The organism is Janthinobacterium sp. 1_2014MBL_MicDiv (genome assembly GCF_001865675.1).
Lineage (GTDB): Bacteria > Pseudomonadota > Gammaproteobacteria > Burkholderiales > Burkholderiaceae_D > Janthinobacterium.
In genome coordinates this window covers 5,510,304-5,529,125 of the sequence record NZ_CP011319.1, presented here as the reverse complement: position 1 = coordinate 5,529,125, position 18,822 = coordinate 5,510,304, and the positions used below count along the sequence as shown (strand labels likewise).

General features: G+C 66.5%; 16 protein-coding genes. 8 read left to right on the top strand and 8 right to left on the bottom strand.

Annotated features, from left to right (window positions below; translation table 11 throughout):
- The first annotated feature begins 44 nt into the window (after positions 1-44).
- A complete protein-coding gene (locus YQ44_RS23945; RefSeq protein ID WP_071325512.1) occupies positions 45-1,700 on the top strand; it encodes a methyl-accepting chemotaxis protein in 1,656 nt (551 codons plus the stop codon).
- Between the two features lie 33 nt (positions 1,701-1,733).
- Here YQ44_RS23945 and bamE read toward each other — a convergent pair whose 3' ends face one another.
- From bamE to YQ44_RS23920, 5 genes are all read right to left on the bottom strand, one after another.
- Positions 1,734-2,042, bottom strand: a complete 309-nt coding sequence (gene bamE, locus YQ44_RS23940) for an outer membrane protein assembly factor BamE domain-containing protein (protein WP_071325511.1) — start codon at positions 2,040-2,042, stop codon at positions 1,734-1,736.
- Positions 2,039-2,827, bottom strand: coding sequence for a hypothetical protein (locus YQ44_RS23935; protein ID WP_071325510.1), 789 nt, complete (start codon positions 2,825-2,827; stop codon positions 2,039-2,041). The genes bamE and YQ44_RS23935 overlap by 4 nt, the downstream gene beginning before the upstream one ends.
- Positions 2,828-3,042: 215 nt before the next feature.
- Positions 3,043-3,402: a nucleotide pyrophosphohydrolase gene (locus tag YQ44_RS23930; protein ID WP_071325509.1), complete on the bottom strand. Its 360-nt coding sequence runs from the start codon at positions 3,400-3,402 to the stop codon at positions 3,043-3,045.
- Complete coding sequence (locus tag YQ44_RS23925) at positions 3,399-3,860, bottom strand: GNAT family N-acetyltransferase (protein WP_071325508.1); 462 nt, start codon at positions 3,858-3,860, stop codon at positions 3,399-3,401. The genes YQ44_RS23930 and YQ44_RS23925 overlap by 4 nt, the downstream gene beginning before the upstream one ends.
- A 36-nt stretch (positions 3,861-3,896) precedes the next feature.
- A complete protein-coding gene (locus tag YQ44_RS23920; RefSeq protein ID WP_071325507.1) occupies positions 3,897-5,339 on the bottom strand; it encodes a cytochrome P450 in 1,443 nt (480 codons plus the stop codon).
- A 135-nt stretch (positions 5,340-5,474) separates the two neighbouring features.
- Between YQ44_RS23920 and YQ44_RS23915 the strand changes: the two genes are divergently transcribed.
- Positions 5,475-6,344: a helix-turn-helix domain-containing protein gene (locus YQ44_RS23915; RefSeq protein ID WP_071326729.1), complete on the top strand. Its 870-nt coding sequence runs from the start codon at positions 5,475-5,477 to the stop codon at positions 6,342-6,344.
- An 85-nt stretch (positions 6,345-6,429) separates the two neighbouring features.
- Here the strand turns inward: YQ44_RS23915 and ilvB are convergent, their stop codons facing one another.
- Positions 6,430-8,184, bottom strand: a complete 1,755-nt coding sequence (ilvB, locus tag YQ44_RS23910) for a biosynthetic-type acetolactate synthase large subunit (RefSeq protein WP_071325506.1) — start codon at positions 8,182-8,184, stop codon at positions 6,430-6,432.
- Positions 8,185-8,283: 99 nt separating this feature from the next.
- On the opposite strand from ilvB, the gene YQ44_RS23905 reads away from it, so the two are divergent.
- Positions 8,284-8,745, top strand: a complete 462-nt coding sequence (locus YQ44_RS23905) for an Lrp/AsnC family transcriptional regulator (RefSeq protein ID WP_071325505.1) — start codon at positions 8,284-8,286, stop codon at positions 8,743-8,745.
- A gap of 105 nt (positions 8,746-8,850) precedes the next feature.
- Positions 8,851-11,349, top strand: a complete 2,499-nt coding sequence (locus YQ44_RS23900; protein WP_071325504.1) for a TonB-dependent receptor — start codon at positions 8,851-8,853, stop codon at positions 11,347-11,349.
- Here the strand turns inward: YQ44_RS23900 and YQ44_RS23895 are convergent.
- Positions 11,346-12,017: a response regulator gene (locus YQ44_RS23895; protein WP_071325503.1), complete on the bottom strand. Its 672-nt coding sequence runs from the start codon at positions 12,015-12,017 to the stop codon at positions 11,346-11,348. The two genes, YQ44_RS23900 and YQ44_RS23895, sit on opposite strands and share 4 nt — an antisense overlap.
- On the bottom strand, positions 12,014-12,943 hold the full coding sequence (locus tag YQ44_RS23890) for a histidine kinase (RefSeq protein WP_198043806.1): 930 nt from the start codon (positions 12,941-12,943) through the stop codon (positions 12,014-12,016). Before YQ44_RS23890 ends, YQ44_RS23895 begins: the two co-directional genes overlap by 4 nt.
- Before the next feature lie 580 nt (positions 12,944-13,523).
- Between YQ44_RS23890 and YQ44_RS23885 the strand changes: the two genes are divergently transcribed.
- From YQ44_RS23885 to YQ44_RS23870, 4 genes are all read left to right on the top strand, one after another.
- A complete protein-coding gene (locus tag YQ44_RS23885; protein ID WP_071325501.1) occupies positions 13,524-14,222 on the top strand; it encodes an NF038120 family PEP-CTERM protein in 699 nt (232 codons plus the stop codon).
- 2 nt (positions 14,223-14,224) lie between these two features.
- On the top strand, positions 14,225-17,389 hold the full coding sequence (locus YQ44_RS29700) for a S8 family peptidase (RefSeq protein ID WP_071325500.1): 3,165 nt from the start codon (positions 14,225-14,227) through the stop codon (positions 17,387-17,389).
- A gap of 155 nt (positions 17,390-17,544) precedes the next feature.
- On the top strand, positions 17,545-18,162 hold the full coding sequence (locus YQ44_RS23875) for an AIM24 family protein (RefSeq protein WP_198043804.1): 618 nt from the start codon (positions 17,545-17,547) through the stop codon (positions 18,160-18,162).
- A gap of 17 nt (positions 18,163-18,179) precedes the next feature.
- The gene (locus YQ44_RS23870) at positions 18,180-18,821 is read left to right on the top strand and encodes an AIM24 family protein (RefSeq protein ID WP_071325499.1); all 642 of its coding nucleotides are present in this window, start codon (positions 18,180-18,182) and stop codon (positions 18,819-18,821) included.
- Position 18,822 lies beyond the last annotated feature (1 nt).

Below are 18,822 nucleotides of genomic sequence, written 5' to 3'. Positions count from 1 at the left end.
TTATCTTTTTGTTATGCTAGTTGAAAAAAATAGAGGAGCGACGGATGCGGGTCAACACGCCTATCACGCAGAATGAATACGTATTAAATGAAGGCATGACGATTGTTTCCACCACGGATTTACAGGGAAACATCAATTACGCCAATCAGTATTTCATTGAGGTCAGCGGTTTCTCCGAAATGGAATTGCTGGGTGCGCCACAGAATATCCTGCGTCATCCCGATATGCCGGTCGAAGCATTCGCCGACCTGTGGGAGACGATCAAGAGCGGCATGCCGTGGACCGGCATGGTCAAGAACCGCTGCAAGAATGGCGACTTCTACTGGGTCTTCGCGAATATCACGCCCGTCATCGAAAATGGCCGCCCGATCGGCTATATGTCCGTGCGCACCAAGCCCACGCGCGAGCAGATCAACGAAGCGGCGGCGCTATACAAAAGTTTCAAGGACGGCAATGCCGGCAACCTGGCGATCCGCAATGGCCGCGTCGTGCGCCAGGGCTGGGCCGCCAAGCTGGCCGAATGGCGCAAGCTGAGCCTGTCGCAGGATATCGCCCTGCATTGCGCCGTGTTTGGCGTGGTGCTGGCCATCCTCGGCTGCGCCGTGTGGAATATCGACGGCGACACGAGCACGGCCACGCGCAGCTGGCTCAGCGGCGCCGCCGCCGCCGCCGTGGCGCTGATGCTGTATTTCTGGGCCCATCTGCACAATTCCCTCGTCGCGCCGCTGGGCGACGCCATCACGGTGGCGCGCAAGATGGCGGGCGGCGACTTGACGGGAGTCATCGAGAAGGTGCGCGATGATGACATGGGTCAATTGATGGCCGCCTTGCGCCAGACGAATATCAACCTGCACAGCATCATTGGCGACGTGCGCGCCAACTTCGAGGATATCCGCATCACCACGGCTGAAATTGCCACGGGCAATATGGACCTGTCCAGCCGCACGGAATCGCAGGCGTCCAGCCTCGAGCAGACGGCGGCCAGCATGGAAGAACTGACGTCCACCGTGCAAAACAGCGCCGACCACGTGGCGACGGCCAACGACCTGGCGGCGCAGGCGTCGACCATCGCCGCCAAGGGCGGCACCATCGTCAGCGAAGTCGTCACGACGATGGACGAGATCAGCACTTCGTCGCGCAAGATTCTCGATATTATCGGTCTCATCGACGGCATCGCCTTCCAGACGAATATCCTGGCCTTGAACGCGGCCGTGGAAGCGGCCCGCGCGGGCGAGCACGGGCGCGGCTTTGCCGTCGTGGCCGGCGAAGTGCGCAGCCTGGCGCAGCGCTCGGCAACGGCGGCCAAGGAAGTAAAGAACCTGATCGACCATTCGATCGCCACCGTGAACGCGGGCAGCGTGCTGACCAGCAATGCGGGCGCCACCATGACGGAAGTGATCGCCTCGGTGGCCCGCGTGACGGAAGTGATGGACGAGATTTCCTCCACCACGCGCGAGCAGAACCAGGGCATCGGTCAGGTCAACCAGGCCGTCATCCACATGGATGGCATCACGCAGCAGAACGCGGCGCTGGTGGAAGAGGCCGCGGCGGCGGCGGCCAACCTGGCGCAGCGCACCAACAGCGTGGCCCAGTCGATTGGCATCTTCAAGCTGAAAGCCTCGCCCAAGCGCAAGGCCACGGGCGTGGGCCGCAGCGTGGGCGCCGGCATGGCGTCGCGCGCCTTGCTGAAGGCACGCTAGCATGACTGCCCCGCCAGCGCACCGCTGGCGGGCTCACTTCTGTGGCCGGTACACCTCTGCGCTGCGCACCTTCTTCACCACACCATCCCCGCCAAACAGAATGACATATTCGCCCTGCGCGCCCGAGGTGGCCGGGTAGGTGTACATCCACACTTCATTGCCGCTGTCGAAACGGATGGACGTGCTTTCGCCGAGCGCGGCGCGCACCTGCTCGCGCGTGCTGCTGCCCGGCTGCACCGTCTGCTCCAGCGTTGCGTACGGTACGCTTCTGCTTGCCTGCAAGGCACGTGTGCCGGAACAGGCGGCCAGCAATGCCAGGGCACATACGGTCAGCCACTTCATGGCGCCACCTCGTCCATGTAAGTAAATTCCAGCAAGGTATCGTCGGGCCAGCCGGCGTCCCACAGGGGCGCGTAATACGTGCGGTCAAGCAAGACCTGGCAATCGCAATAGGGCAGCGAGGCCGGGGTTTGTTCGCCGCCCGCGTACAGCATGGTGAAGGGCAGGGCCAGGCGGCGCTCGCCATGCACGAGGGTGACGCCGAACAGGGGCCGCTCCGTGAAGAATAAATAGTTGCCGTCCGGCTCGGAACACACCTTGTCCGTGCTGTAGAGCATGCTGGAGAGCCAGGCGATGATCTGCGGGTCGTTCGAGATCAGGCCGGAATCCATGCCGGCGCGGCATTCCAGGCGCAGGTCGCCCAGGCGCCGCGTGCCGGGCGGCAAGCCGGGTGTGATCACCTGCGCGCGCCAGCTCATGGTGGTGGCCTTGCGGTTGGCGATCAGCACGGCATCCTCGCGCGCGGCCTGCGCATTGCGCACGGGGGCAAAGCTGTTGTCGTCGGCCAGGGGCAGGGGAATGCTGACCGTGTCGCCGGCGATGCGTAGCTGCACGCCCGTCATGTCCACGCCGGGCTGGCGCGGCAGCAGACGAAAGCGCAGGCTGGCCTGTGGCGCCAGCGCATGGTCGCGCTCGAAGCGGTCCACGCCCTGCAGCATCTTGCGGTAGGACTTGTCCACGGGGTCGCGCGTGGCGTCCACTTTTACCTGCGGCACGGGCGCGGTTTGCGCCAGCGCAAGAGTGACGTGGAGCAAGCTGGCGAGTAGCAGTGAAAGATGAATACGCATGGCTTGATGCTACGCCTTTTTGCGCGGCGGCCACGCACGGGTGGGGGGGGGGGCTCAGAGCCTATCCCAGTAGGGAGCGTCTTCTGCTGGCAGTCGATCAGGAGCGCGGACAAGGCGTGAGGCGGACGCGTGGCGAGCCACGCAATGACGAACAACGCAGTCCCCGCTTCTGAGGGGCGCCGGCAGGGGACGTATTCATCTGCTGGGATAGGTTCTTAGTATTCGCTATATTTGCGCGCATCGCCGCGCACCTGCTGCGCCGGATATTTCTGCGCGTTCAGCGTCATCTTTTCCAGCACGGCCGCGTGCAGGTCGACGCCGCTCTTGTCGGCAAGGCGCACCAGGTACATCAGCACGTCGGCCAGTTCATGGCGGATGCCCGCGCGCTTCGCTTCGTCCAGTTCCGCATCCGCGCCCGTGGCCAGCCACTGGTAGTGCTCGACCAGTTCCGCCACTTCCACGGACAGGGCCATGGCCAGGTTCTTCGGCGTGTGGAACTGGTCCCAGTCGCGCTCGTCGGCAAAGGCGCGCAGGCGCGCGCGGATGTCCAGCAGGCTGTCGGTGGGCGCGCTCATGCGGCGGCCTGCAGCGGTTTTTCCATGAAGACACTGAACGGATCGTCGGGATAGTCGCCGTACGGCCCGCGCCGCTGGTAGCCGTGGCGCGCGTACAGGGCGATGGCGTCGGGCTGGTGGATGCCCGTCTCTAGCGTCAGCAGGCGGCAGCCGCGCGCCAGCGCCTGTTCTTCCAGCAGGGCCAGCAGGCGTTTCGCCAGGCCCAGGCCACGGCTGTCCGGGTGCACATACATGCGCTTGACCTCGCCGAAAGCGGGCGTGACGACGATGGCGCCGCAGGCACGCGCCGCGCCGGCCGCATCGCGGGCGACGGCAAACAGCAGGGTTTCCGGCGGCAGCGATGCCAGGTCCAGCGCATACACGCACTCGGCCGGATACAGGGTTTGTTGATAGGCATCAAGCTCGGCGATCAGGGTTTGCACATCGGCTTGCTGCGGCGATTCCAGGAGAATTTGCATGGTGAAAGCAGGTAGACGGAGATTGCCCCCATGGTATCACTGCGGCCGCGCCAGGCGCAGCGACAGGCCGATGGGCGACATCACAAAGCCCATCAGTTCCTGCGCCTCGCCGCCATCGGGCGTGTCGACGCCGGCGATGTCGAAGCTGCCCAGCAGCATGGCCATGGCGATCTTGATCTCCAACAAGGCCAGGTAGCGTCCCGGACACGTGCGCAAGCCGGCGCCGAACGGCATCGAGGCGCGCTTGTTGTTCGCCTCGCCGCTCTGCGCCAGCCAGCGCTCGGGCTGGAACGCCTGCGCGTCGGGAAAGTGGGCGTCGGCGACAGTATCGTTGCGCATCACGCACCACACGAGGGTGCCGGCCGGCACGGCGATGTCGGCGATGACCGTGTCGCGCAGCGCTTCGACGGGCAGGAAGGGCGCCACGGGTTTCAGGCGCATGGCTTCGCTGGCGCAGGCGCCCAGGTAGTCGAGGCTATCCATCTGCTCGATCGTGAAGTGCGCCGCGTCGGGCGCCAGGCGCCGCACTTCCTCGCGCGCCCGCGCCAGGCTGCGCGGATGGCGCTGCAGCAGATAGATCATCCAGGAAATCGTGTTGGCCGTCGTGTCTTCGCCGGCCAGCAGCATGGTCAGCACATTGCCCGCCACGGCGCGGTCGTCCACGCCGCTGTCCTTTTCGTCGGCGGCGGCGATCATCGCTTCGAGCAGGTTGGGCGGACGCTCGCGGCGCGCCGGATCGTGCGCCATGCGCGTGCGCGCTTGCTGCACCAGGTCGGCCACGGCGGCGGAGAGGGCCGCCACGTCGCGGTCGAGGCGCCGGTCGATGGGCAGCTTGACGTAGCGCCAGTACGGGAACATCGACAGGCTGCGCCGCGCCACGGCGGGCAGGATGTCGTCCATGTGGCGCTGGATCACGTCCTCGCCCGATTCCAGCGTGTTGACTTCCGTGCCGAAGGCCAGCCCGGCGATGATGTCGACCGTATAGCGTTTCAGGTCGCCATCGAGATCGATGGCCTGGCCTTGCGTGGCGGCAAGATGCCAGCGCCGCCGCAGGCGCTGCGCCACCGATACCAGCGCCGGGAAGTAGGCCTTGATGGCGCCCGGCGCCATGCCGGCCATGACCATGCGGCGCTGGTTGCGCCACTGCGCGCCTTCGGCCAGGAACAGGCCGGGGATGCCGCCCATCTCTTCGGAGACGATGAAGCTGCTGAGCGGACGCCGGAAACCGTCGGGCCGGTCGCGCAGCACGGCGGCGACGGCCTCGCTGTCGGCCACCACCAGCACCAGCGTGCGGCCGAACCAGGCGCGCAGGTAGGGGCCGTAGCGCTGCACCCATTGCTCGACGTCGCGGTGGATGCGCGTGAGCTTGATTTGCAGGCTGTTGCCGACGATGGGCAGGGCGAACGGCCCCGGCAAGCGGCGGATCTGGCGCAAGGGCCGCGCGATGGCGGGCGCGGCGGCGTGGTCGAGTGGCGGCATGAACGTCTCCTGTCGATACGGTGAAAGTATGAGGATTGCTTGCAACAATAACCATACTCTACGCGATTGCGGCCTGCCTGTATTGAACGTTTACGACATCGTCGGGCGGCGAAAAATCCCGCTACAATGGTTGCCATGGCTTCCACACCGACTCCCGCCGCCACACCCGTCACGCGCCTGATCGCGCCGCGCACCGCGCTCGCTTCCTGCGTGCGCGCCTTCCTCGTGCGCGACACCACGCCTTGCGCGCCGCTGCCGCCGGCGCAGCGCCTGAACCGCTTTCCCGCCACGCCCATGTGTTGTCTGCTGTGGACCGTCGCGGGCGAGGTCGAGGCGGCGGCGCCCGGCCCCGACCTGCTGCAGGTGCGCATGCCGCCCGCCCTGTTCAGCGGCCCGCGCGGCTATCCGCTGGTCAGCTACAACCCCGGTCCCGTGCACTCGTTCATGGTGATGCTGTATCCGGCCGCCCTGCATGCGCTGACGGGCATCGACATGGCAGTCCTGTTCGACCAGGTGCGCCCGCTCGAACCGCTGTTCGACGTCGACTGGCTGGCGCTGTCCGACGCCGTGCTGGCCGCGCCCGACGACGCGGCGCGCATCGCGCTGGTGGAAGCGTTCCTGGCGCCGCGCTGGGCGGTGGCGCGCAAGAGCGGCGACCAGCCGGCCGGCGCCATCCAGGACTGGGTGCGCCGCCTGGGCGTGCAGGCGGCATCGATGGGCCTGGCCAGTGGCGCGCGCAATATCGAGCGCCGCATCAAGGCATGGGCCGGCCAGCCCATGCGCACCCTGCGCCGCATGCGCCGCGCGGAACAGTCGTTTCTCGACGCGCGAGAGGCCATGCTGCAAGGCAACGCCTCATGGAGCGATATCGCCTTGCAAGGTGGTTACGCCGACCAGGCCCATTTGTGCCGCGAGGTGCGCGCCATCACGGGCCTGAGTCCCACCGAACTGGCGCGCGCCAGCCGCGACGATGAAAGTTACTGGGTTTATCGTATATGGGCGTAGGTCGGGTGAAGTCCGGAGGAGCGTAAGCCGACGTTGGCGCGGTCGGTGGGGAGGTCGGATTACGCGGCGTTGCCGCTAATCCGGCCTACCGCTCGCCGTACACCTTTCCCTTGGACAAAGTCATCTCATGGTGCCCGGCGCCGGGAGCCAGCATGGGGAAGCAATTTTCCTCGCCATGCACGCGCACGTCGAGGAAGCAGGGGCCGTTCGAGGCCAGGCAGGCGGCCAGCGCCGCGTCGAGCTCGTCGCGCCGGCTCACCGTGTGCGCCTGCCAGCCGAACGCGCGCGCCAGGGCGACGAAGTCGGGCAGCGCTTCCGTATAGCTGTGGCTGTAGCGCCCGCCATGGATGAGTTCCTGCCACTGGCGCACCATGCCCATGTAGCCATTGTTCGACAGCACCACTTTCACGGGCAGGCGGTGCTGCACGGCCGTCGCCAGTTCCTGGATATTCATCAGGATCGAGGCGTCGCCGCTGACGCACACCACGCGGCGGTCAGGGTGGGCGACCTGCGCGCCGATGGCGGCCGGCAGCCCGTAGCCCATGGTGCCGGCGCCGCCCGACGTCAGCCAGCGCCCCGGCTGCTCGAAGCGCAGGTGCTGCGCGGCCCACATCTGGTGCTGGCCCACGTCGGTGGAAACGATGGCGTCCTGCCCGTCCAGCGCCGCCTGCAGCCGCTGCATCAGCGCCTGCGGCGCGATCACGTCCGGCGTGTCGTCGAACGCCAGGCAATCCTGCGCGCGCCAGCCGTCGATGCGCTGCCACCACGGCTGGCGGTCCGCCAGCAGCCGGCCGCGCAGCTGCGCCAGCAGGGCATCCAGTATGGGCGCACAATCGCCGCGCAGGGCCACGTCGGCGCGCACCACCTTGCCAATCGACGCCGGATCGATATCGACGTGGATGATTTTCGCGCCGGGACAGAAGGCGTCCAGTCTGCCGGTGACGCGGTCGTCGAAGCGGGCGCCGACGCAGACGATCAGGTCCGCGTGGTGCATGGCCAGATTCGCTTCCAGCGTGCCGTGCATGCCCAGCATGCCGAGGAAGGCCGGGTGCGAGGCGGGAAAGGCGCCCAGGCCCAGCAGGGTCAGGGTGCACGGCGCGGCCGCCAGTTTCACCAGTTGCCCGAAGGCGGCGCAGGCGGCGGGGCCGGAGTTGATGAGGCCGCCGCCGCCATAGAACACGGGTTGGCGCGCGCCGGCGATCAGGCTGGCGGCCCGTTCGAGGTCGGCGAGCGCGGGCAGGGGCGTGGCGATGGCGGCGATGGGCGGCAGCGCTGCCCCGTGCGCGACGGGCGCCAGCTGCAGATCCTTGGGAAAGTCGATCAGCACGGGGCCGGGCCGTCCCTGCGTGGCTTGCGCGTAGGCCTCGCGCACGACGGCCGCCGTTTCATCGGCCGTGCGGATTTGCCGGTTCCACCTGGTGACGGGGCGCGAAATGCCGAGCGCGTCGCATTCCTGGAAGGTGTCCGTGCCGATGCTGGTGGTGGCCACCTGGCCGCTGATGCAGATGACGGGAATCGAATCGCACAGGGCGTCGAGCAGTCCCGTGGTGGTATTGCTCATGCCGGGCCCGGACGTGACGAAGACCACGCCGGGCCGGCCCGTGCTGCGCGCATAACCTTCGGCCGCGTGCACGGCCGCCTGCTCGTGGCGCACCAGCACATGGCGCAAACGCGGCTGCGCGTGCAGCGCGTCGTACAGGGGCAGCACGGCGCCGCCCGGGTAGCCGAAGACGGTGTCGACGCCCAGCGCCAGCAGGGTGTCGATCAGCACGCTGGCGCCGTTGCGCGGCGCAGGGGAAGAGGAGGGCGGGGCGAGGAGGGCGGCGTGGTCGGGTTTCATGGCCTTATTTTCTGCCTGATGCCACAGAAAAGGCTGCTGGTTTTCTCGTATAAAATGCCGTATTCAGCAAAATTTGCTGTTCAAATAGAGGAATGCAGAATGAAGCTCGATAAATTCGACCTCGCCATCCTGACGGCCCTGCAGCAGGATGCCCGCATCAGCCTGCACGACTTGAGCGCCAAGGTGGGGCTGACGTCGTCGCCGTGCTGGGCGCGCATCAAGCGCATGGAGGAAGACGGCGTCATCGAGGGCTACACGGTGAACGTGAACGCGGCCAAGGTGGGGCTGGCCGATACCGTCATCGTGCAAGTGACCCTGGACGACCATTCCGACCAGGCCCTGTTCGAGTTCGGCCACGCGCTGGCCATGATCCCGGAAGTGCTGGAAGCGTTTCTTGTTTCCGGCGACTACGATTACTATCTGCGCATCGCCGTCAGCGACACGCGCGACTATGAACGCCTGCTGCGCGAGCGCCTGTACAAGATTCCCGGCATCCGCCACAGCAAATCGAGTTTTGTCTTGCGCCAGCTCAAGCAGAGCTATTTGCCGCTGCAGCGCTGAGTATCCCGTCCATATCCTGCACGGCGGGAGTTTTTCCCTAGTCCATCCCCTGGTGGCTGCCCGATACTGGGCAGTAATAAAAACCACTATACAACGGGGACCTGCATGAAACCGACCGTATTTGCCGCCGCCGCCCTGGCCCTGTGCCAGGCGCACGCCGCCGAGCCGGCTGCCGCCAGCCTGGCCGCGAACCTGGCCACCTCGGGCGATTTGCCTGTCGTCATCATCACGGGCAGCATGCCGCTGCCCACCGTGGAGCAGGCGCGCGATGCCATCGCCGCGCCCGTGCAGACGGCCGACGCGCAGCAGATCGCGCGCAGCGGCGCGCTGGACCTGTCGGCCTTTCTGCGCCGCAACCTGGGCAGCGTGGTCGTCAACGAGGTGCAGAACAACCCGTTCCAGCCTGACGTCAGCTACCGCGGCTACACGGCGTCGCCATTGCTGGGCACGCCGCAGGGCCTCTCCGTCTACCTCGACGGCATGCGCTTGAACCAGCCGTTTGGCGACGTCGTCAGCTGGGACCTGATCCCGCGCATGGCAATCGCCTCGCTGACCCTGATGCCGGGCTCGAACCCGCTGTTCGGCTTGAACACCCTGGGCGGCGCGCTGGCCATCCAGAGCAAGGATGGCAGGAACAGCCCCGGCACGGCCGTCGAGGCGCGCCTGGGCGCCAATCAACGGCGCGGCGTGGAGTTCGAGCACGGCGGCAGCAATGCGCAGGGCTGGCACTGGTATGTGACGGGCAACCGTTACAAGGAAGAGGGCTGGCGCGACGATTCGCCGTCGGACGTGCGCCAGGCCTTTGGCAAGCTGGGCTGGAGCGATGCGCGCACGCAGGTCGCCGCCACGCTGGCGCATGCGGACAATGCGCTGACGGGCAATGGCTTACAGGAACAGCGCCTGCTGGCGCGCGATTACCGCAGCGTCTACACGAAGCCGGACTTGACGCAGAACAGGGCGACCATGCTGAACCTGACGGCCAGGCACCAGGCCAGCGACAGCTTGCTGTTGTCCGCCAATGCGTATTACCGCAAGATCGACACACACACGTTTAATGGCGACCTGAACGACGAGTCGTTGGACCAGTCCGTCTACCAGCCGGGCGCGGCCGAGCGGGCCGCCCTGGCGGCGGCCGGCTATGCGGGTTTTCCCGCCAGCGGGGCGAACGCGGGCAACACGCCGTTTCCCAAGTGGCGCTGCATAGCCAATGTCTTGCTGAACGACGAGCCGGCCGAGAAATGCAACGGCATGCTCAACCGCAGTCATACGCAGCAGGACAACCATGGCTTTTCCGGCCAATTCACCTGGCTGGCCGGCGTGGCGGGCACGCGCCATGCCGTCACGGGCGGCGCCGCCTATGATGCGAGCCACGCCACGTTCCGCCAGACCAGCCAGTTCGGCTATCTGAATCCGGACCGCAGCATCACGCCCGTGAATTTCTTTGCCGACGGCACGCAGATCGACGACGATGGCACGCCCGTGGACAACCGCGTCGACTTGCGCGGGCGCATGCGCACATGGAGCGTGTATGCGAGCGACAGCATGGCGTTCAATCAAGACCTGACCCTGACCGTGTCGGGCCGCTACAACCGCAGCACGGTGCGCAACCGCGATGCCATCACGCCCGGCGGCGGCAGCGGTTCGCTCGACGGCGACCACCGCTACAGCCGCTTCAATCCCGCCATCGGCCTGGCCTACGCGCCGGCCGCGGGCAGCAGCGCCTACCTCGGCTACAACGAAGGCAGCCGCACGCCGACGGCCATCGAGCTCGGTTGCGCCGACCCGGAGAACCCATGCCGATTGCCGAACGCCATGGCCGGCGACCCGCCCCTGAAACAGGTGGTGACGAAGACGTGGGAAGCGGGCGTGCGCGGCCAGTGGGGCAGCATGGCGAAGTGGAGCGCGGGCGTATTTCGCGCGGAAAACCATGACGACATCCTGTTCGTGGCCGACAACCAGGCCGGTTTCGGCTACTTCAAAAATTTCGGCAAGACGCGCCACCAGGGCGTGGAACTGGCGCTCGATGGCAAGGAAGGGGGACTGGATTTCGGCGTCAACTACACGTGGCTGCAGGCAACGTACCAAAGCCGCGAAACCGTCAACGGCAGCGCCAACAGCAGCAGCGATGCGGAAGCCCCCGGCCTGGAAGGCCATATCGTCATCGCGCCGGGCAACCGGATTCCCCTGACGCCCAGCCATCTCCTGAAGGCGCACGTGGATTACGCGGGCGGACGCGACTGGACGCTGGGACTGGCCATGACGGCCGTGTCGGGCGCGTATGCGCGCGGCAATGAAAACAACCGGCACCAGCCGGGCGGCGCGTCCTACCTGGGCGCGGGCAAGAGCGGCGGCTACGCCGTGGTCGAGCTGAATGGCAGATACCAGCTGACGCCCCGGCTCAGCGTGTTTGCCCAGGTGAGCAACCTGTTCGACCGCAAGTACGCCACGGCCGCCCAGCTGGGCGCGACGGGTTTCGACGCCAACGGCAACTTCGCCGCGCGGCCGCTGCCGGCCGTGGGGGGCGCATATCCGATGGTCAACGCGACCTTTTATGCGGCCGGCGCGCCGCGTGCGATCAATGTGGACATGCGTTACGCGTTTTAAGGGTGGATGTGTTCGATGACGCGATGGCGCAGCGCCAGGTGGACGAGGGCGGCGGGACCGGCCACGTCGAGCTTGTCCCTGATGCACGTCTGGTGGTTGGCCACCGTCTTGCTGCTCAGGTGCAGCAGGCGGGCGCAGTCGGCGGCGCTGCGACCTTGGGCCAGCAGGCGGAAGATTTCGAACTCGCGCTGGCTCAGGCTGCTCAAGCGCTGCATTTCCGCGCCGGCCGTGTCATGCCGCACGCCGGGCGCGCTGTGCGGGTCCAGGTAGCGGCGGCCCGCATGGGCGGCGCGCACGGCTTCGACCAGGTGCTCCGGATCGGCCTGCTTGCTGACGAAGCCGCAGGCGCCGCCGTCGAGCGCGCGCGCGATCAGCTGGGGCGTGTCGTGCATGGTGAACACCAGCACGCGGGCGCCGGCGTCGCGGGCGATCAGCTTGCGCAGCAATTCCAGGCCGCCGATGCCGGGCATGGACAGGTCCGTCACGCAGACGTCGGGCGCGTGTTGTCCATGCAGGGCATACGCCGCCTCGCCATTGCCCGCTTCGGCCACGACGGCGATATCGGCGCCCTGTTCCAGCAGGCGGCGGTAGCCCGAGCGCACGACCGGGTGGTCGTCGACCAGCATCACGCGGATCGGCCGCGCGGCCACGCCGATGCCCGTGCTCATGCGGCCCACCGTGGCGCGACGCCCGCCAGCGGCATCGCCACTTCGATGCGCAAGCCACGACCCAGCGTGCTGATCCAGTGGATATGGCCGCGCAGGCCCGCCACGCGCTCGCGCATGCCCAGCATGCCGAAGCCGCCAGCTTCCGTTTTGTCCTGGCGCAAGCCATGGCCATCGTCTTCGATGGCCAGGTGCAAGGTGCCGTGCGCATCGGCGCGCAATTCCACCGTGGCGCGGCGGGCGCCCGCGTGCCGCGCCACGTTCGTCAAGCCTTCCTGCACCAGGCGGTAGATGGCGATGGCCGTGCCGTCGTCGAGGTCGGCCGGAATGGCGTGCGGCGCGAAATGGCAGGCGATGCCGTGCTGCGCGGCCCAGCCGTCGCACAGCGCCTGCAGGGCCGCCTCCAGGCCCTGGCTGTCGAGCACGGGCGGGCGCAGCCGGCGCAGCATGCTGCGCACCATCGCGTGCAGCGCTTCGGCGGCGCCGGCGATACTGGCCGCGCTAGCTTGCACATTGGCCTGGTCGCCGGCACCGGCGCGCAGGATGTAGCTGGCGGCCGCGCGGATGGCCGTGCAGTTTTGCCCCACTTCATCGTGCAATTCACGCGCCAGCGCACAGCGCTCGTCTTCCTGGGCGCGCAGCAGGCGCTGCGTCAGGGCGCGGTTGTGCGCCAGCAGGGCGGCCACCTGGCGCCCGCGCCACAGGGCGCAGCCGGCCAGCGCCAACGCCAGCAACAGCAGGCTCAGGGCCAGTTCATCGAGTTGCCAGTGTTCCTGGCGCCGCAGCGCATGCGCCAGCCGCTCGGCCAGGTCCAGCCTGGCGGCCAGCAGGAAAAATGCCAGCGCCAGCGCCAGCGTGCCGCACAGCAAAACGGCCCGGCGTGGCCGGGAGCGCGCGCTTGCCTGGGCGCCAAGTTGATCGTATTCCATGATGCACGCTCCCTGAGCACGGTAATGCCGAGGTTGTGCAATCTTCATGCCACCGGCCGTGGGGCGGGGCCGGCGCGCGAAGGGGCCGTGATGCCTGTTCCAGGATGGAACAGGTGTACCGCGATGTGACGCTGCGCCGCACCGACGCGAGGTGGCGCCGCGATCCGGCCATGACGCCAGGCGCGGTTTTCGAGCTTATCCGAAGTTGTGTCCGCATGCCGGTGCGCACGTTTGACGACAAGGAAATTGTTGTTTGAATGTAACGTCGAGAATGGACAAACTTTCATAGGGAAAACAAAACAAAGTTTCGGGAAGTTAGATAAAAAATAAATAAACGATATTAAAAATATGTTATTTGTTTTATGTGATTTGCTATATTTGTTGACACTTTTGTGAAAAAGCTGAAAGCGGGCACAGACCTGCCGACCTCTCTATCCACAACAATCAAGGGAATAGAATGAATCGCTCATCGTATGCAGCGCGGGTATCGCCCGCCGCTCCTCACCCATCCGCTACCCGCGGTCGCAAAACCCTGTTTTCCGCTCTTGCCACGCTGGCGCTGCTATCCGCGGCACCGGCCATGGCGGATGTCATCAGTTTCGACTCGCTGCGCCCCGATATTTATGCAAGCGGCCAGACGCTCAATACGTCGAGCTACAACCTGCTGTTTCTTGCCGATCCGACCACGGCCGCTGGCGGCGGCGTCAGCGGCGTGGGCGCCATCCTCGATGGCCGCGCGGCATCCTCGTGCGATATCGCCGCTTGTCCGCAAGGCGGCACCGGCAACTACCTGGCCATCCTCAACGATGGCGGCGTGAATTTTTCCCGTGCCGACCACCAGGCTTTCAGCCTCACCGGTTTCGACTATTCCTTCATCGCTCCCATCTCCGGCTTGCCGAACCAGAATTGGGGCCAGCTGCAGCTGAGCGGTACCCTGACCAACGGCCAGGTGATCAATACCTCGCTGGCGTTCCCGGGCCAGGGCAGCGATGGCAATTACTATTTCCAGAGCGCCTCGCTGTTGAGCGGCTTCAGCAATTACGCCTTCACGGGCCTGACTTTCAATGCCTGCATCTTCAACGAGAGCGGCATTTGCAGCAACTCGCTCGATTTCCCCGCGTTTAACCAGGGCCAGTTCGCGCTCGACAACATCAATGTCAGCGCCGTGCCGGAACCGTCGACCTACCTGCTGCTGCTGGCAGGACTGGGCGCCATCGGCATGGTCTCGCGCCGCCGCGCCGCCAAGGCCGTCGCCACCGCCACCGTGCAAGGAGCCTGAGCATGAAATTACGTCCCGTCTCGCTCGCCATCCTCATGCTGGCAGCCAGCCTTGCCCAATCGGCACAGGCCCAGGAACGCCGCTCCTACATCGTGCAGCTGGCCGACAAGCCGGCCGCCAGCTACACGGGCCAGGTCGATGGCCTGGCCGCCACCCAGCCGGCGCCCGGCGCGCGCATCAATGTGGGCGCCGCCGATGTGCAGGCTTACCTCAGTTATCTCGACACCAAACAGGCCGCCGTGGCCGAAACCGTCAGCGCGGCCGAAATCACGCACCAGTACAACGTCGTCTTCAACGGCTTTTCCGCCTTGCTGACGGACGATGAAGTGCGGGCGCTGAAGAAAAACAGCGCCGTGCTCAACATCAGCGCCGACTCCATCCTGCAGCTCGACACCAGCTACACACCCAGCTTCCTGGGCCTCGACAAGCCGGGCGGCATCTGGGAACAGCTGGGCGGCAAGACGCATGCGGGCGAAGACATCATCATCGGCATCGTCGACAGCGGCATCTGGCCCGAGAACACGGCGTTTGCCGACCGCCTCGACGAGAATGGCGTGCCCAGCCACAGCGGCAATAACGTCGTGTATGGCGCGCCGCCGGCCAGCTGGCAGGGCAGCTGCCAGACGGGCGAAGGCTTTTCCGCAGACAATTGCAACAATAAGCTGATCGGTGCGCGCTTTTACCGCGCCGCCACGTCGGCACTGCACTGGACGGAATTCCGTTCGCCGCGCGATTCCGTGGCCGGTCTGACGGGCCATGGCGGACACGGCACGCATACGGCATCGACGGCCGGCGGCAACAATGGTGCCATCGCCACTTCGGGCGGCGTGTCGCTGGGCAAGGTGTCGGGCATGGCGCCGCGCGCCCGCATCGCCGCGTACAAGGTGTGCTGGACGGCCGCCTCGACGGGCCGCAACGGTTGCGCCACGGCCGACAGCGTGGCCGCCATCGACCAGGCCGTGAAGGATGGCGTCAACGTCATCAATTTCTCGATCGGCCCGAATGCGGGCGGCGGCGCGTTTGACGAAGCGACGGAACAGGCTTTCCTGGGTGCCGCCAACGCGGGCGTCTTCGTCGCCACCTCGGGCGGCAACTCCGGCCCGGCCACGCCGGCGCCCGATGTGCCGGCGCCCGTGTCGCACATCAGCCCATGGCTGGCGACGGTGGCCAACTCCACCCATAACCGCCTGTATGCGGGCAATGTCATCCTCAGCAACGGCAGCAAGATCGAGGGCGCCTCGAGCAATGCGAACACGCCGGCGCTGCCGTTGATCCGTTCGCGCGACGCGGGCCTGGCCGGCGTCTCGCCGACGGACGTCAACCTGCTGCGCTGCTATGGCGCGGCCGACGCCACGTCCGCCTATCTCGACCCGGCGAAGGTGGCGGGCAAGGTGCTGGTATGCGACCGCGGCGGCAACGTGCTGGTCAACAAGAGCGGCAATGCGAAGACGGCTGGCGCGGCGGGCATGATCATCGCCAACGTGGCCGGCGGCGCCAACACCATCATCAACCAGGCGCACGTGCTGTCTACCGTGCACCTGGCGCAGGCGCAGGGCGATGCGCTTAAAGCCTTCATGGCCGGCAACCCTGACGGCACGGCGGCGCTGGGCGAAGTGCATACGATCGCCGACACCACGGTGCTGGCGCCTATCGTCAGCGACCGTTCCTCGCGCGGACCGAACGTGGCCAACGCCAACATCCTGAAGCCGGACCTGTCGGCGCCCGGCACCAACGTGCTGGCCGGCGTGACGGCCGACCTGACGCAGGCGCAGCGCGATGCGGTGGCGGCGGGCGGCGTGGCGCCAGTGGCGGAATGGGACTTCTATTCCGGCACCTCGATGGCCAGCCCGCACGTGGCCGGCGTGGCGGCACTGCTCAAGCAGCAGCATCCGGACTGGTCGCCCGCGGCCATCAAGTCGGCGCTGATGACGACGGCGTTCAGCACCTATTCCGACGGCTTGAACGGTTCCGTGTCCTGGGATGCCACGGCGAAGACCTCGGGCCAGTTGCCATGGGGACAGGGCGCCGGCCATATCGCGCCCAACAGCGCAGCCGATCCGGGCCTCGTGTATGACCTGTCGGAAATCGACTATGCGCGCTTCCTGTGCGGCCTGAATATCCGCACGCAGTATTCCGCCAATTGCGCCACCACCGGCACCATCGCCGCCTACAACCTGAACCTGCCGTCGCTGACGGCGGCCAATGTGCTGGGCACGCAAACGCTGACGCGCACGGTGACGAATGTGGGCAGCAGCAGCGCCGTGTACACGGCCTCCGCCAGCCTGCCCGGTTACACGGTGGCGGTCACCCCGGCGAGCCTGAACCTGGCGCCGGGCGCCAAGGCGCAGTTCCAGGTCAAGCTGACGCGCACCACGGCGCCGGCCGATACCTGGGTGTATGGCGCCTTGAGCTGGACGGATGGCACGCACACGGTGCGCAGCCCGCTGACGGCGCGCGGCACGGCACTGGCCGTCTCGCCGCTGGTCAGCAGCGAAGCGGCCACGGGCAGCAAGGTGCTGACCCTGGGCACGGGCTTCACGGGGCCGCTGGTCGGCATCAAGTCGGGCCTGATCGAAGCCGTGCGCCAGACGCGCACGATCGGCCAGGCATCGACGGGCGCCGCCGCATCGGCCGCCTGCAAGGCCGGTGGCGGCACGGGCGTCAATGTGCATAACGTGGTGATCCCGGCGGGCACGCTGGCCGCGCGCTTCGCCACCTACGACGCGGAAACCTCGGGTGGCGAAAATACCGACCTCGACATGGAGGTGTACAACGCCGCCAACGTGCTGGTGCGTAGCAGCGGCAATCAAAGTTCCAACGAAATGGTGGAACTGCGCCTGCCTGCCGCCGGCACGTACAAGGTGTGCCTGATCGGCTTTGCGCCGCAAAACGGCCAGGCCACCTACACGCTGTCGTCGTGGGTGCTGGCGCCGGGCGTTGCCAACGGCGGCTTCAAGGCGCTGATGCCGGGCACGGCCTTCACGGGCGGCACGGCTTCCGTGTCCCTGGGCTGGTCCAACCTGGCGGCCGGCAAGCGCCACCTGGGCGCCGTCGGCTATCAGGTCGCTGGCGTGGTGCAGGGCGTGACGGTGGTCGAGGTCAATACCGATGATCCCGTGCCGCTGTTCCAGAACGCGCGCGGCGACAAGCAGGCGCTGGCGCAATAAACGCGGCTTGATTGAGCGCAAGGCGTGCCTCCGGGCACGCCTTTTTTTATGGGCGGCCCCCGTTCGCCAGGAATAGCGCTTGCGCGGCGTCGGCGGCGCCGGTATCTTGTCGGTCAGCCATGGCTTTGTGGCCTGGCATTCTTGGGGAGTCGCGCGTGACCAGTTTCCGCACCAATACCGACCGCCTGCTGGAAGTGCGCCTGCAGGATGAAAAAGTGCTGGCCATCGCCGGCGCCATGGTCGCCTATACGGGCAGCATCAAATTTGAAAAATCCCTGCTCGGTGGCGAGGGCATCCTTGGCGCGCTCAAGCGCAAGGTGACGAACGAAGGCATGCAGGTGATGCAGGCGTCCGGCAGCGGCACCGTGTTTTTCGCACAGAATGCGGCGGAAATCACCGTCATTGCGCTGGCGGGCGAAAAGCTGACCATCGAAAGCAGCAGCCTGCTGGCCTACGACACGAGCCTGAAGACGGGCACCAGCTTTGCCGGCCTGCGCGGCGCCAGCTCGGGCCAGGGCCTGTTTTCCACCACCGTCGAAGGCCATGGCAACCTGGCCGTCATTTCGCGCGGCAACCTGATCATGCTGGAAGTGACGCCCGCGCACCCGCTGCGCGTGGACCCGGACGCCTTCGTCGGCTTCAAGGGCGACATCCGCCAGGAATTCGTCTTCGACGTCAATTGGCGCACGATGATCGGCCAGAGTTCGGGCGAGTCGTACCAGCATAAATTCACAGGCCAGGGCGTGGTGTTCATCCAGCCCGCCGAACGTTAAGCCAGCGAGGATCAGCGATGCCTGTCTATCAGCAAATCAATGAAAAGATGCTTGAGGTAAAACTCAGCAATGAAGAAGTATTCGCGCGCAAGGGCGCCATGGTGTCTTACCAGGGCGACGTCGCGTTCAGCCGCTCGTTCCTGGCGGGCCAGGGCGTGCAAAGCCTGGCCATGCGCGCCGTCACCAATGAAGGCTACGCGCTGATGTCGGCCACGGGCCGCGGCAGCGTGTTTTACGCGCACGCGGGCCTGTTCGTCACCATCATTCCCGTGCGCGGCGAAACCTTCTATGTGGAAAGCGACTCCTTGCTGGCCTTCGATGCGCGCCTGACGGCCGGCACCATGTTCCTCGGCAACCAGGGCGGCGTGCAGGGCATAGTGCGCGGAATGGCTACGGGCCAGGGCTTGTTTACCACCACCTTCCAGGGCACGGGCGAAGTGGCGATCCTGTCCGACGGCAATGCCATCGGCTTGCCCGTCACGCCGGACGTGCCCGTGTTTGTCGATCCGCAAGCCTATATCGGCCACACGGGCCAGCTGAACTCGACCATCGTCACGGACTTGAACTGGAAGACCTTTGTCGGCCAGGCGTCGGGCGAATCGTACCAGGTGAAGTTCACGGGCCAGGGCACGGTCTACATCCAAGCGAGCGAAAGGTAAG